Below are 13699 nucleotides of genomic sequence, written 5' to 3' on the forward strand. Positions count from 1 at the left end.
CCAAGAGAAGGGTGGCGCCGCTGCGGCCGACGCCGCAGCGGCTTCACTGCGTGATCGTGTGGGTGATGTCCCCGATCTGGTCGAGGGTCAACGTCAGGTCATCCCCGGGACGCAGCCAGTTGCCGGTCTCCATACCCGATCCTCCTGGAAGGGTCCCGGTCGCGAAAAGCTCACCGGGATAAAGCTGTTCGTCGCGTGATGCATGGGCAAGCACATCGCCGACCGACCACCGCATACCTCGACTGCAGACCCTGCTCACCGTGATTCCGTTGACGGCGACCGTGCCGGTGAGTGCATCGATGCGCGGCAGGATCTCGTCGGCAGTCACCGCGACAGCCGACATCGACGACAGGAAGTGCTTCGCCTTCTGTGGTCCCAGACCGGTGGCCATCTCGGCACGCTGGACATCGCGGGCACTGAAGTCGTTGACCACGACGAAGGCGCCGATCGCGGCCAGCGCCTCCTCGGCGGTGGCGTTGTAGAGCGGTGCCTTGAGGACGAATCCGAGCTCGAGTTCGTAGTCCAGCGCCGTCGAGTAGGACGGAAACGCCACCGGGGTACCGGTCGGCACGAAGCTCAGATGGTTGGACATGTAGTAGATCGGCTGGCGGTAGAACAACCGCTTGGGCTTGAACAGCGGGAACGGCGTGCGGGTCAGCTTCTCGATCGTCTCGGCTGCGCGCGACTGCCCCGGATGGAAGCGACGCACCAGTCCGCGGGCGGCGTCGGTCGCGTGATCTTCGTAGAGCATGAAGTCCCGGAAGGAGGCCGGCGCGAAGGGCAGGACGTAGCCGGCCGACGCATGGTGGCGCTGCGCGACGGCCATCTCCCATTCGGCGTCGAACACGCGTCCGCCGAGCGGCGACGGGTCCTCGGCGCGACCCCAGGAACTGTCGGCCCCCAGCGACTGCACTTCGAGCCTGCCGTCCTCGATCATCCGTCGCAGTTTCATGCCTCCGTCCTACCAGTCGGGGGCCTGCCCGTCGGGGGCCCTACCCGTCGGGGGTCCCGCCAGTCGGGGTTCCGCCGGTCGCGCCCGACCCCCGCACCGACGTTCGCGAGCGTGCGTGATGTCAGGTTTTTTCGCGGCGTGTCGGCCGCAGACACGCACGCTCGCGCCAGGTGGGGGGACGCTCGCGGCAGGTGGGTGGGGGGACGCTCGCGGGTTTCAGGCGGCGAGCGGGGTGTAGTCGGTGGTGCGTTGACGGGCGGGCCTGCCGATCCCCTCGGCGATGGCGACCAGATCGGCGACGGTCTTGGCCGAGCCGTTCTCCGAGCCCGCCATCCGCGAGATGGTCTCCTCCATCAGCGTGCCGCCCAGATCGTTGGCACCGCCGCGCAGCATCACCTGCGTGCGCTCGGTTCCGAGTTTGACCCAACTGGTCTGGATGCTGGGGATCCTGCCGTGCAGCATGATCCGCGCCAGCGCGTGCACCGCACGGTTGTCGCGGTGCGTCGGCCCGGGCCGGGCGCCACCGGCCAGGTAGAGCGGCGAGGACTGGTGCACGAACGGCAGCGGCACGAACTCGGTGAATCCGCCTGTCTTGTCCTGGATTCCGCGCAGCACGTTGAGGTGCCCGACCCAGTGCCGCGGGGTGTCGACATGCCCGTACATCATCGTCGAGCTCGACCGCAACCCGACCTCGTGGGCGGTGGTCACGACCTCGATCCACATCGACGTCGGCAGCTTGCCCTTGGTCAGCACCCAGCGCACCTCGTCGTCGAGGATCTCGGCGGCCGTGCCCGGAATGGTGTCGAGCCCGGCCTCGCGCAGGGCGGTCAGCCATTCCCGGATCGAGGTGCCGCTGCGGGTCGCCCCGTTGGCGATCTCCATCGGAGAGAACGCGTGTACGTGCATCGACGGCACCCGCGCCTTGACCGCCCGCACCAGATCGGCGTAGCCGGTGACCGGGAGTTCGGGATCGATGCCGCCCTGCATGCACACCTCGGTGGCGCCGGCGACGTGCGCCTCCCAGGCGCGGTCGGCGACCTCGTCGGTCGACAGCGAGTACGCGTCGGCGTCCCCCTTGCGCTGGGCGAAGGCGCAGAACCGGCAACCGGTGTAGCAGATGTTGGTGAAGTTGATGTTGCGGTTCACCACGAACGTGACGTCGTCGCCGACGACGTCACGGCGCAGCGCATCCGCAAGTGCGGTCACCGCGTCGAGCGCCGGCCCGTCGGCGGTGGCCAGCGCCAGGTACTCGTCGTCGGAGCAGCCGGCCGGATCCCGTTCGGCCGAGCGCAGCGCGGCCAACACATCGGTGTCCACCCGCTCCGGTGCGCGGGCCGCGAGCTCCCCGACCTTGGCCCGGATCGACTCCCAGTCGCCGAACGCGCTACCCAGATCGCTACGGGTCTCGGTGCGCCGGCCCTCGGTGTCGATCGCGGTGTGCAGATCGGTGCGGCCCAGCGATTCGGCCGCCTCGTCGGGCTCCTGCCACGGGCGGCCCACCGGATTGACGTCCAGCGCGTACCCGGTGTCCGGGTCGGCCAGTGCCGCGACGTGCCCGTGCACGCGGGGGTCGATCCACGCCGCGCCGGCCTGCACATACTGCGGCTGCGCGGTCAGTCGCTGCACCAGGTCGTAACCGGCTTCGGCGGTGACGGCGGCCAATTCGTCCAGCGCGGGCCACGGCCGCTCCGGGTTGACATGATCAGGGGTCAGCGGTGACACCCCGCCCCAGTCGTCCACGCCGGCGCCGATCAACGCCAGACATTCCTGACGCGACACCAGGTTCGGCGGTGCCTGGATACGCACCTTGGGCCCCATCACCAGCCGGGTGACCGCGATGGTGGCCAAGAAGTCTTCCATCCCGGCGTCCGGCGTTGCGGCCATCGCGGTGTGGTCCTTGGCCCGGAAGTTCTGCACGATCACTTCCTGGACGTGGCCGAACTCCTTGTGCGAACGCCGGATCGCGTGCACGGTCTCGGCCCGCTCGGTCAGCGTCTCCCCGATTCCCACCAGCAGACCGGTGGTGAACGGGATCGACAGTCGACCCGCGTCGTCGAGGGTGCGCAGCCGCACCGCGGGATCCTTGTCGGGGCTGCCGTAATGGGCCAGGCCCTTGGTCTCGAACAGCCGCCGTGAGGTGGTCTCCAGCATCATGCCCATCGACGGGGCCACCGGCTTGAGCCGGGACAGCTCCGACCAGGACATCACACCGGGGTTGAGGTGGGGCAGCAGACCGGTCTCCTCGAGCACCCGGATCGCCATCGCACGCACATAGTCCAGCGTGGAGTCATAACCCCGCTCGTCGAGCCACTGCCGCGCCTCGTCCCAACGGCTTTCCGGACGGTCACCGAGAGTGAAAAGCGCCTCCTTGCAACCCATCTCGGCCCCGCGCCGGGCGACATCAAGGATCTCGTCGGGCTCCATGAACATGCCCTTGCCCTCGGCGCGCAATCTGCCCGGCACCGTGACGAACGTGCAGTAGTGGCAGGTGTCGCGGCACAGGTGTGTCACCGGGATGAACACCTTGCGCGAATAGCTGACCGGCAACCGGCCGGTGCCACCCCGGCGGCCGGCCGCCTCCAGCCCGGCGTCACGCACCCGCGACGCCGACGCGCACAGGTCGGCCAGATCGTCGCCGCGTGCGGTCATCGCGATCGCGGCCTCGTCCACATTGAGGGCGACACCGTCACGCGCCCGGCGCAGCACCCGCCGCAGCGCGGCCGGACTGGGGGCGGCGGACTTCGGAGGAACCACCGGACTGGGCAGATCAGCGCCGCGTTGGGTGTTCAGAGCCACTTCCCTGTAACCCCGGCGTCGTCGCGGATCATCCGCGCGTCTCACTATCTGAAACGGAGTGCGCCTGCGATCCGGGGGACATAGAGGCCACAGTAGTCACCTGGGCCCGGGCCGGGTGCCTCCCCCCGCCGGCGAGTGGCGCGTCAGCAGCCACGCGGCGGGTAGCGCACCCAGAGCAACCAGCAGCACCGGGCCGAACTCCATGATCCCGGCACCGCCGAAGACGATGTCCTCGCCCGGACCGATCACCGAGAACAGCACCACGGTGGCCAGCCAGGTCCACAGCGGTAACGCCGCCAGACGGGGTATCGAGGTGCACTGCAGCCCCGCCCAGACCAGCGCCGCGTTGAGCAGACCACTGAGCAGTGCGCTGATCGGCAGCGGGACCGCGCCGACACGCAACGGCAGGAAGAAGATGGCCGCCACCGCCGAGAGCACACCGTCGACGGCGAGCAGGGCGAGCAGGAAGAACCGCAGCCGGTCCGACGCCGGCGGAGCCGTCGCCGTCAGGTCGGGATGCTGTCGAGCACCGACACCAGGGATCCGATCACCCATTGGTAACTGTCCAGGCGATCCTGCCAATGCTGCAGGTTGGGATCCAGGTCCGGGTCCATGCGTTTCCCTTCCGTGCGCAGTGGGTTGCCGGCAGCTTACCCTCCGCGACAGGCGGTCACCCCAGAGACAGCCCGGACAGCAGATCGGTTTCCCAGCCCCGGTGGTCGCGTTCCCCGGCGGCCCCACCGGCGAGCACGTAGTACTCGGTCGAATCGACCGGCAACGCAATGTTGTTCGACAGCGCGAAGGTGCGCCCGTCGGGTGCAACACTGACCTGGGTCTGGTGGGCCCGCAGCGCCGCCACCCGGGCCGCGCGATGTGCGGACAACTCCAGCGCCGCGTCGATTGCGTCGTCGGCGTAACCGAACAGCGGCAGATCCTCGGCGGAGACCCGAATCCACCCGTCGGGCACCTCGGTCATCTCGGCCAGGCCGGCGCTCAAGGCCGAAGCCGAGGTCACCGTCCAGTAGAGCTTCGGCACGGACCAGGCCGCGGACGCCACGGCGGCGGTGGTGACCCGGTGGGTGTGGATGTGGTCGGGATGCCCGTAACCCCCGTCGGGGTCGTAGGTGACCACGACATGCGGACGCAGGTCGTCGATCGCGGCCGCCAGTGCGGCGGTCTGCTCGGCGAAGTCGCCGTCGACGAACCGTTCCCGGTGCCGGGCCGGCGTGCCGTCCATACCGGAGTCCCGCCAACGGCCCGCACCGCCGAGGAAGCGGGGACCGTCCACCCCCAGTTCGGCCAGCGCGGCGGTCAACTCGGCGATCCGGTAACCGCCGAGCTGATCGGCACCGTCGACGGCCAGCTGCGCCCAGCGGTCGCCGATCACCTCGCCCTCCTCGCCCAGGGTGCAGGTGATGACCTGCACCTGTGCTCCTCGGGAGGCGTAATGCGCGATGGTCGCACCCGTGGTCAGGGTCTCGTCGTCGGGGTGGGCGTGGACGAAGAGCAGGCGCGGGGTTTCCATACCGCTCAGCTTGCCCGGTGGTTGCGGCGCGCCGGGGTCCGGGCTGGCATAGATTCGCGACGTGAGACGCCGCGCCGTGCAGTACGGGTGCGCCATCGTCGTCATCGGCCTGCTCGCCGGTGTCGCCGGTGCGGCCACCACGCTGCTTCTGCACGCCATCGAGCATCTGACCTTCCATTACCGATTCGGCACGCTGCTCAGCGGTGTCGAGGCAAGCAATCCGGTCCGACGAGCGGTGGGTCCGATGCTCGGTGGCGCGCTGGCCGGCTGGGGATGGTGGGCGCTGCGGCGCCGTCGGGACCGACCGCCGCTGACCGCGTCCGCCGACGCCGGGTTGCAGGTGCTGCTGGTCGGGGCGGGCGCCTCGCTGGGCCGGGAGGGTGCTCCGCGACAACTCGCCGCGGCGTGGGGCGACGTCGGTGTCTCGCGGTTGGCGTTGACCGCAGCCGATCGCCGCCTCCTACTGGCCTGCGCCGCCGGCGCCGGACTGGGAGCGGTGTACAGCGTGCCGTTGGGCGGAGCGCTGTTCGCCACTCGCATCCTGCTCGACACCTGGCAGCCCAGGGCGTTGGGCACCGCGCTGATCACGTCGAGCATCGCCGTGATGGTCGCGGCACCGGTCACCCATCTCGAGCATTCGCTGTCCTGGCCGGACCTGCAGCTGTCCGGTCTGCTTGTGTTCCTGGCCCTGGCCCTTGCTCCGGTGGCGGCCGCGACGGGTCTGGCGTTCGATCGGATCATGCACGCTGCGCCGCGGCTGACGTTGCGGTCGTGGATGGTGATTCCGGGGATCGCGGCGGCCGGCCTGCTGACCGGGGTCTGCTCGATCTGGCTTCCGGAGCTGCCCGGCAACGGCCGCAGCATCCTGCAGGTCAGCATGAACAGCGGGCTGACGCTGACGTCGGCGGCGATGATCCTGCTGCTCAAACCGCTGCTGACGATGCTGTTCCTGCGGGCCGGCGCGACGGGCGGCTTGCTGACCCCGGCCCTGGCCACCGGCGCCGCGGCCGGATCGCTGGCCGCGCTGGCCCTCAACCACTTCGCCGGGACACAGCTGCACGTGGCTGCGGTGTCGCTCAGTTGCGCGGCCGGCGTGCTGGCGATCACCCAGCGTTCACCGTTGTTCGCGGCGCTGTTCGTCTGGGAACTCGCCCGACCGCCGCTGTGGCTGCTGATCGTGTTCGCCGTCGGCGCCTACGCCGCCTACGGACTCGCGCAGCTGCGCCGGCGGCTCCGGCAGCAGGGCGGCCCGGAGGTCACTGCGGAAGTTTGACCCAGCTGCCGGCATCGCCGACGATGCCGACCGGCACCGCACCGGTCAGGCTGACGTTCTGCACGCTCGGACCGGCCGCCACGATCGTGGTGTCCTGCAGGATCGGAAGCACCGTGGCCATGTCCCACAACCGGGGTTCTACCTCGTTGATCACCTCCGCGATATCCGCGGTCCCGCTCAGCGCGGCGTCGATGCGGGGCTGGATGGCGTGATCGCAGGTGCCGGTGAGGTTGCTCGGTGCCTGCACGAGCTGACCGGCCTCCGGGGCCGGCGAGCTCGGGGGCTGGGTCGGCGAGGTCGGGGACGGGGTCGGGGACGGGGTCTGGGTTGTCGTCGGGGACGGGGTTGTTGTCGGGGCCGGGGTTGCCGTCGGGGTCTGGGTGGGGCTCGCCCCGTCCGGTGACGGGGTGGCCCCGTCCGGTGACGGTGCCGGGGTGGTCTCGACCGCGGTGGCCTCAAGTGCCGGGCAACCGTATCGGGACGCCAGCGACGTCGCCAGATCGCCGCCGGCCTGATGCCAGCCGACCACCGCGTCCACCTGGTTGTTGGTCAGCGCCTCGCCGTACAGCGTCACCGGGTCGAGCGCCGCCACCGACGCGGCGATCCCCACGGTGCGCAACTGGTCGGCGGCGGTGTTGGCGACCGCGACCGATGTCGGGTCGTTGTTGGCGACACCGATGACGAACCGCAGCGGTTCCCCGTCCTTGGTCAGCTGACCGCGGTTGTTCTCGGGTGAGCCCGCTGCCGGCGGGGTCGGCGTGGGCGCCGGCTCGACCTGGTATCCGGCCTCACCCAGCAGCGTCATCGCGTCTTCGCGGGTCATCGCGGCCGGGGCGGTCGGGACGTATCCGGGGTCCGACGGTGAACGTACCTGAGCCTGGGCCAGGGTGACGGTGTTGTCGTCGCCGGCACCGACCGCGGCGAGCAGATCGACGTCGAGCAGGCCGAGGACCGCCTTGCGGACCAGCGGATCGGCCAGCGTCGGCTGTTGCGCGCGCAACGTCAGGTGCATGACGCGCGGTGTGACGATGCGCGCGGTCCGGACGTCGGGAATGGCGGACAGCTGGGCGAAAACCGCCGAGCCCCCGTGCACCTGGGCTACCTGGGTGTCGCCGTTGCGGATGGAGTCGGCCAGCGCCGCAGGACTCCCGCCGCGGCGGAACAACACCAGATCGGGGGTGGCGGGTGTCCCCCAATACCGGTCATTGCGGGCCAGCAGGATCTCGTCGCGCTGCGGGTCGATGGTGTCCACCCGGAATTGACCGCCGGTCACCGGTAATGCCTGCGCCAGGCCCGCGGCGAATCCGCCCGGGACGTCCTTGACGATGTGCGCCGGCAGGATGTCGTTGAACAACTCCCGCCACGCCGGGTAGGGCTGCGCGAAGGTCACCACCGCCGTCTTGCCACCCTCGACCGACTGCACTCCGGTGATGAGGTCGTAACCGGCCGGGTCGACGGCTCCGGGCTGGCTCACCATCTGCCGCCACAGATACCAGTAATCGTCGGCGCCGATCGGCGCGTTGTCGGTCCACTGTGCCTCGGGCCGGATGTGATAGGTGACGGTGAACGGGTTCTCGTTGGTCACCTCGGCCGACACCAGTAGCGACGTGTCGAGTTCCCAGCGGGATCCGGTCGGCGTCCGGGAGTCCGGGATCGGACGGAACGAGCTGGGCAGGACCAGCGAGCTGATCGCCGCGTTGACCGGTGACTGGTCGCTGAGCAGGTGCGAGTTGAATCCGGGTCCGATCGAATCGATCGCCACGATGATCTGCGTGGCCTTCATCGGCGGCGGCGGGGTCGTCTCGGTGGTGTCGGTGCTCTGCGGCGCCGGCGGCGGGCTGACGGTGCACCCGGTGAGCAGGGCCAGCGTCATCGCGAAGGCGGCGAGAGCCGACCCGCGGCCGGCGCTGACGCCGCGGTGAGTCGTCGGCACGCTCTACAGGGTAACCAGGGCCCGGGCCCCGACCCCGGTCAGCTGTTGGCCTGTTGTTTGGCGCGTGACTTGGCCCGGGCGCGCAGCGAGGCAGCCAGTTCCACCTTGCGCACCCGCACGATCTCGGGGGTGACCTCCACACACTCGTCGGCGGCGCAGAACTCCATCGCCTTCTCCAGATCGAGCTCCAGCGGCCTCGCCAGCGTCTCGATCACATCGGCCGTCGAGGACCGCATGTTGGTGAGCTTCTTCTCCCGGGTGATGTTGATGTCGAGGTCCTCGGCACGCGGGTTGATCCCCACCACCTGGCCTTCGTAGGTCTCCTGGCCGGGCTCGACGAAGAACTGGCCGCGGTCGGCCAGCTGGATCATCGCGAACGGTGTGATCTGACCGCTGCGGTCCGACACCAGCGATCCGGTGTGGCGGGCCCGAATCTCCCCCGCCCACGGCCGGTAGCCGTCGAAGACCGCGTTGGCGATGCCGGTGCCGCGGGTCAGTGTGAGGAAGTCGGTGCGGAACCCGATGAGGCCGCGGCTGGGCACGATGAAATCCATCCGCACCCATCCGGCGGCGTGGTTGGTCATTTCCTCCATGCGGCCCTTGCGGGCGGCCATCAGCTGGGTGATGGCGCCGACGAACTCCTCGGGGCAGTCGATCGTCATCGCCTCGAACGGTTCGTGCAATTTGCCGTCGACCGTCCGGGTGACCACCTGCGGTTTGCCCACCGTCAGTTCGAAGCCCTCGCGGCGCATCTGCTCGACCAGCACCGCCAGCGCGAGCTCGCCGCGACCCTGGACTTCCCACGCGTCGGGCCTGCCGATGTCGACGACCTTGATGGACACGTTGCCGATGAGTTCGGAATCCAAGCGCGACTTGACCATCCGCGCGGTCAGCTTGTGCCCGGACACCTTGCCCGCCAACGGCGAGGTGTTGGTGCCGATGGTCACCGAGATCGCCGGTTCGTCGACGGTGATGCGGGGCAGGGCGTGCGCGTGGTCGGGGTCGGCCAGGGTGTCGCCGATCATGATCTCCGGGATACCGGCGATCGCGACGATGTCACCGGCGTATGCGGTGTCCGCCGCAGTCCTTTCGATGCCCTCGGTGACCAGCAGCTCGGTGATCTTGGCGTTGGTGATCACCGGGTGACCGTCGACGTCGCGCATCCACGCGACCTGCTGCCCCTTTTTGATGCGGCCCTTGTAAATCCGGACCAGCGCGAGCCGGCCCAGGAACGCCGACGCGTCGAGGTTGGTGACCAGCGCCTGCAGCGGCGCCTCCGGGTCACCCTGCGGCGGCGGAATGTGCTCGAGCAGCACGTCGAACAGCGGGTCGAGGTTCTCCCCGTCCGGGTTTTCGCCGTTGGCGGGTGCGGTGGTACTGGCGATACCGGCGCGTCCCGAGGCGTACAACGTCGGCAGGTCCAGCGCCTTCTCGGCCGCCGCCTGGGCCTCCTCGTCGAGATCGGAGGCGACGTCGAGCAGCAGGTCGTGGCTTTCTTCGACAACCTCGGCGATGCGGGCGTCAGGCCGGTCGGTCTTGTTGACGACGAGGATGACGGGCAGGTGCGCGGCGAGGGCTTTGCGCAGCACGAAGCGGGTCTGCGGCAGCGGCCCCTCTGACGCGTCCACCAGCAGCAGCACCCCGTCGACCATGGAAAGGCCGCGCTCGACCTCACCACCGAAGTCCGCGTGGCCTGGGGTGTCGATCACGTTGATGACGGTCATTCCGCCGTCGGCGTGCCGGCGGTGCACCGCAGTGTTCTTCGCCAGGATGGTGATGCCTTTTTCTTTTTCGAGGTCACCGGAGTCCATCAGGCGTTCGATCGCGTCGTCTCCGCGGTGGCTCAACGCGCCCGACTGACGCAGCATCGCGTCGACCAGCGTGGTCTTGCCGTGGTCGACGTGGGCCACAATGGCGACGTTGCGAAAGTCCGGACGAGAATTCACGCCGGTGATTGTCGCAGTGCAGTGCACCGATCGCGAAAACGAGAGACTCCCGTCACGTGAAAGACACCAAGCTCGCCGGTATCAAACCCAAGAAGAAGTGCTGCCGTAGCAAACCCCGATGTAAACGCTGTCCGCTGGTGGTGCACAAGGTGCGCAAGGCCGAACTCAACGGTCTGCGTGGCAAGGAGCTGGAGAAGGTCTACAAACGCGCCCGCAAGGCGTGATGGGTCCCGGGCCGCGGGAACGGGTGCGGCCACCGGCTCCTTTTCACCCCGGGTCACCGCGGTCGGGCGTACCGTGGAAGGCACCCGTCACGGTGTCTTCTGGAGGTCGACTATGACGGTTTACGCGGTTCTCACCGTTGCACTCATCACGGTGCTCGCCACGCTCACGACACTGGCGATCTTTCTCGGCCTGGCCAACTGGGTCGGCGCGTTCTACGTCGTGCGATGTAGCCAGTGTCGGCACTTGACATTCAGCTCGGCCAACCGCAATCAGGCGTCCTGCCCGCAGTGCCGCCACCCAGTGCTGACCCACCCGATCCACGCGCTGGCGCACCCGGGCAGTCGCACCGACGTGCGCGTGGCCGGGGACCGGCTGCGCTACTGAACCGGAGACCGGTGGTCGGTTCGTTCGTCCCCCGTGCGCGGTGACGTCAGTCGTCGTCCTCGGGCCGGTCGGGCAAATGGGGTGCGATCGCGGCGGCCAGCTTGGCGACGGTCATGGACTGCAGCCAGAAACGCCCGGGCCCGTGGAGTTCGGCCATGAACAGCGAGTCGCCGAAGAACTTGTTCTTGACCCCTTTGACGCTGGCAAACGTCAACCGCATATCGGCCCGGTACATGGCCAGGTGGCCGGGATGAACGAGGAATGACTGGCCCTGCGCCAGCTCGTATTCTCTGACCTCTCCCGCGATCTGTGTCCAGGCCGTACCGCTGCCACTGAGCTTCTGGAAGATCAACCCGGCGCCGCCGAAGACACCGGCGCCCAATTTCTGCTGGAGACCCACAGACACCTCGACATTCGGCGTGCTCGCCAGGTAGGCGCCGGACTGCACCAGGTAGGAATCGGCGGAATCGATCCGAACCTCTTTGATCACTCCGGGCAGGTTCGCGGTGAGGGCCAGCAATCGACCGTCACTTCGTGCCGTGTACTGACTCAGGAACAGGTTGCCGCCACCGAACATGCGCTTGAGACCACTGAGCAGCCCCCGCTTTCCACCACTGCCGAAGCGGGTGGCCGTCTCGATGTCGAATCCTGGCGAATACCACGACACATCCCCACCTTCGGTGACGACCGCCTCGCCCGAGTCGAGGGTGAGCTCCAGAATCGGCATCACCGAGCCGTGGATTGTTGTCCTCATTTCCTCACCTTCTCAGTGTTAGCTTCTCAGCTTTTGCGCTGCAGGTGCTCTCGATCGTCGTGCGTCGGTTGATCGGTCGCTGTCCCGACATCCCCCTACGTCCATACCCGAGGCCCCGGAAACCGGACGTGCCCGGACAGCGCTGAGCCACAGGCCGTTACGCTCAGACGTAGTTGAAGACGGTCTTCCCCTCACCGCTGAAGTCGGTGTAGACCGAGGCCCCGGCGAATGCCGGAAATCCCATGATCACCCGATCACCGTCGGTGACCAGCGGCGAGTTGGACTTTGTTGTCCGGTACGAGAACAGAAGAGTCTGACCGTCTTTGGTGTAGACCGAAATCAACGTTCCGGGTGCGACGTTCTCGGCGCCACCGATGAGGGACTTCGGGACAGTCCCCATTATTCCGCCCGAATCGATCCACGTGTCGATGACCTGGGCGTCGTTGTCGCCGACCTTCACCGTCAGCTCGGCGTTCGGGGTGCCGTCGATGGTCACCCGTGCCGCATAGGGATTGGGGCCCAGAATCGCCCGGCCCCGACGCTCCTGGAGCAGCATCCCACGGCCCAGCAGACCGGGCAGTGCGGTCAGCGGGTTACTGTCTCCCGGGCCTGCTTTCGGACCGATGCCGAGAATTCCTTGGTAGTCGGTGTTGTTCTCGGCGACGTTGTTCCAGGTTTCCAGCGTCACCACGTTGATTTCGGTGCGCGCACTGATGATGTTGTCGTCGGTGGCAATGGGGATGTTGTAGATGTTGTAGTCATAGACGACGGTGCAACTGGCGTAGCAACCGCTGCCTGCGCCGACCGGCGAGCCGAGATCCTTGAGGCCGATGACCTGTGGGTTGATCACCAAGCCGAATGATCCGGTGTCGATGAGGACGCGGACGGGGGCTCCACCGTTGATCGACAGCATCATGATGGGATTGGCTCGGTCCCCGTCGAAGACTTCCACGTCGAGTTCGATGATCTGGTAGACCAGGCCGTTTGTCGCGGCCTGACGGATCAGTTCTGCGATCTGGGGCATCGCGTCGCGCGGACCGAACCACCCGACGACGTCAAGGAACTTTGCCGCCGATTCCAACTGTTCCTGGACGCGGACCGTCCGCTGGATGCTGGCCTCGATGCGCTGCCCGGCGATCCAGTGCGCGAACGGATTGCCGACCGTGGCGGCGAAGCGCTCCTGGAGGCGGAGGTGGTTCTCCTGCCAACGCTCCAGCGAGACCTGAGCGCCGCCCAGCCACATCTGGGGCAGCAGCGCCGCCAGCCCGGCCAGGACATTGCCGCTGTCCCAGGTGGCGCCGTTGAGGTCCTCGCGGGCATCCGCAATCTGCCCTATCGCCAGATCGACGGTGTCGGCGCCGGGCCCGTCATCGGCGCCGGGCTCCTCGGCGACGGGCTGCTCGGCGATCAAGGTGGTCGCGGCCCCCTTGACGCTGCGGCCACCAGCGTCGTCGTTGCCGTCTTCCGCGGTGACGTCGAGGTCAGTCCCGCCCCAGCCGTCCCCGCCGATCACTTCATCACCAACGACGGACTCATCGTCCGCCATGGATTCGTCCCCGCCGACGACTTCGTCACCATCGCCGGATTCGTCGTCCGCCACGGATTCGTCCGGATCCATCTGTGCGCGTGTGCGTTTCGGCGTGAGCGTGGATTCACTGCGGGACGACCCAGTGTCGGCCACAGTGCTGGCGTCCCGGTTATCGGCCGCACCGACAGTGGTGCCCGCGCTGGTGTCATCAGGTGCGGCCTGCGCGACGCCGGCCGTCCACATACACACCCCAGCGGCGATTGCCGGAGTGGCAAGAGCGGTAGCTGCCCAGCTACTTATTTTCATGAGCGTTAGTAAAGCACCTGATCTTGATGCTGCATACAAGTTCACTCAAGTGTCTTCGCTAGAAGCGGGATCCTCGC

11 protein-coding genes are annotated in these 13699 nt (G+C 68.2%); 3 read left to right on the forward strand and 8 right to left on the reverse strand.

Annotation, left to right across the window (positions count from 1 at the left end):
* Positions 1 to 43: 43 nt before the first annotated feature.
* The 4 genes from ACNUDN_RS20260 to mshB all read right to left on the reverse strand — a co-directional run bounded on the left by ACNUDN_RS20260 (position 44) and on the right by mshB (position 5273).
* Entirely contained in the window at positions 44 to 952 is a 909-nt protein-coding gene (locus ACNUDN_RS20260; protein WP_419123556.1) for a fumarylacetoacetate hydrolase family protein, read from the reverse strand.
* Positions 953 to 1168: 216 nt separating this feature from the next.
* The gene (locus ACNUDN_RS20265; RefSeq protein ID WP_419123557.1) at positions 1169 to 3748 is read right to left on the reverse strand and encodes a bifunctional FO biosynthesis protein CofGH; all 2580 of its coding nucleotides are present in this window, start codon (positions 3746 to 3748) and stop codon (positions 1169 to 1171) included.
* Positions 3749 to 3844: 96 nt separating this feature from the next.
* Positions 3845 to 4303: a hypothetical protein gene (locus ACNUDN_RS20270; protein WP_419123558.1), complete on the reverse strand. Its 459-nt coding sequence runs from the start codon at positions 4301 to 4303 to the stop codon at positions 3845 to 3847.
* A gap of 115 nt (positions 4304 to 4418) precedes the next feature.
* Positions 4419 to 5273 (reverse strand): N-acetyl-1-D-myo-inositol-2-amino-2-deoxy-alpha-D-glucopyranoside deacetylase, encoded by an 855-nt coding sequence (mshB, locus tag ACNUDN_RS20275; protein ID WP_419123559.1) that lies wholly within the window; start codon positions 5271 to 5273, stop codon positions 4419 to 4421.
* A 61-nt stretch (positions 5274 to 5334) separates the two neighbouring features.
* On the opposite strand from mshB, the gene ACNUDN_RS20280 reads away from it, so the two are divergent.
* On the forward strand, positions 5335 to 6546 hold the full coding sequence (locus tag ACNUDN_RS20280; protein WP_431960497.1) for a chloride channel protein: 1212 nt from the start codon (positions 5335 to 5337) through the stop codon (positions 6544 to 6546).
* On the opposite strand, the gene ACNUDN_RS20285 is transcribed toward ACNUDN_RS20280, so the two are convergent.
* Both ACNUDN_RS20285 and typA read right to left on the reverse strand, forming a co-directional pair.
* A complete protein-coding gene (locus tag ACNUDN_RS20285; RefSeq protein WP_419125238.1) occupies positions 6530 to 8419 on the reverse strand; it encodes an ABC transporter family substrate-binding protein in 1890 nt (629 codons plus the stop codon). The two genes, ACNUDN_RS20280 and ACNUDN_RS20285, sit on opposite strands and share 17 nt — an antisense overlap.
* Positions 8420 to 8517: 98 nt before the next feature.
* Positions 8518 to 10425 (reverse strand): translational GTPase TypA, encoded by a 1908-nt coding sequence (gene typA / locus ACNUDN_RS20290; RefSeq protein WP_419123560.1) that lies wholly within the window; start codon positions 10423 to 10425, stop codon positions 8518 to 8520.
* A gap of 56 nt (positions 10426 to 10481) precedes the next feature.
* Between typA and ACNUDN_RS20295 the strand changes: the two genes are divergently transcribed.
* Both ACNUDN_RS20295 and ACNUDN_RS20300 read left to right on the forward strand, forming a co-directional pair.
* Complete coding sequence (locus ACNUDN_RS20295; protein WP_419123561.1) at positions 10482 to 10649, forward strand: hypothetical protein; 168 nt, start codon at positions 10482 to 10484, stop codon at positions 10647 to 10649.
* A 112-nt stretch (positions 10650 to 10761) separates the two neighbouring features.
* Positions 10762 to 11034 carry a hypothetical protein gene (locus ACNUDN_RS20300; RefSeq protein WP_419123562.1) on the forward strand — a complete coding sequence of 91 codons (273 nt, stop codon included), beginning with the start codon at positions 10762 to 10764 and terminating at the stop codon, positions 11032 to 11034.
* A 46-nt stretch (positions 11035 to 11080) separates the two neighbouring features.
* Here the strand turns inward: ACNUDN_RS20300 and ACNUDN_RS20305 are convergent, their stop codons facing one another.
* A complete protein-coding gene (locus tag ACNUDN_RS20305) occupies positions 11081 to 11788 on the reverse strand; it encodes an AIM24 family protein (protein WP_419123563.1) in 708 nt (235 codons plus the stop codon).
* Between the two features lie 163 nt (positions 11789 to 11951).
* A complete protein-coding gene (locus tag ACNUDN_RS20310; protein ID WP_498450163.1) occupies positions 11952 to 13667 on the reverse strand; it encodes a PecA family PE domain-processing aspartic protease in 1716 nt (571 codons plus the stop codon).
* Positions 13668 to 13699: the final 32 nt, after the last annotated feature.

The sequence above is a fragment of the Mycobacterium sp. smrl_JER01 genome, assembly GCF_048513595.2.
Taxonomy (GTDB): domain Bacteria; phylum Actinomycetota; class Actinomycetes; order Mycobacteriales; family Mycobacteriaceae; genus Mycobacterium.

Bases quoted from the DNA above. Each gene is read 5' to 3' on its own strand.
- ACNUDN_RS20260 (WP_419123556.1), bottom strand. From the start codon at position 952: ATGAAACTGCGACGGATGATCGAGGACGGCAGGCTCGAAGTGCAGTCG.
- ACNUDN_RS20270 (WP_419123558.1), bottom strand. From the start codon at position 4,303: ATGGGTGATCGGATCCCTGGTGTCGGTGCTCGACAGCATCCCGACCTG.
- mshB (WP_419123559.1), bottom strand. From the start codon at position 5,273: ATGGAAACCCCGCGCCTGCTCTTCGTCCACGCCCACCCCGACGACGAG.
- ACNUDN_RS20285 (WP_419125238.1), bottom strand. From the start codon at position 8,419: ATGACGCTGGCCCTGCTCACCGGGTGCACCGTCAGCCCGCCGCCGGCG.
- ACNUDN_RS20300 (WP_419123562.1), top strand. From the start codon at position 10,762: ATGACGGTTTACGCGGTTCTCACCGTTGCACTCATCACGGTGCTCGCC.
- ACNUDN_RS20305 (WP_419123563.1), bottom strand. From the start codon at position 11,788: ATGAGGACAACAATCCACGGCTCGGTGATGCCGATTCTGGAGCTCACC.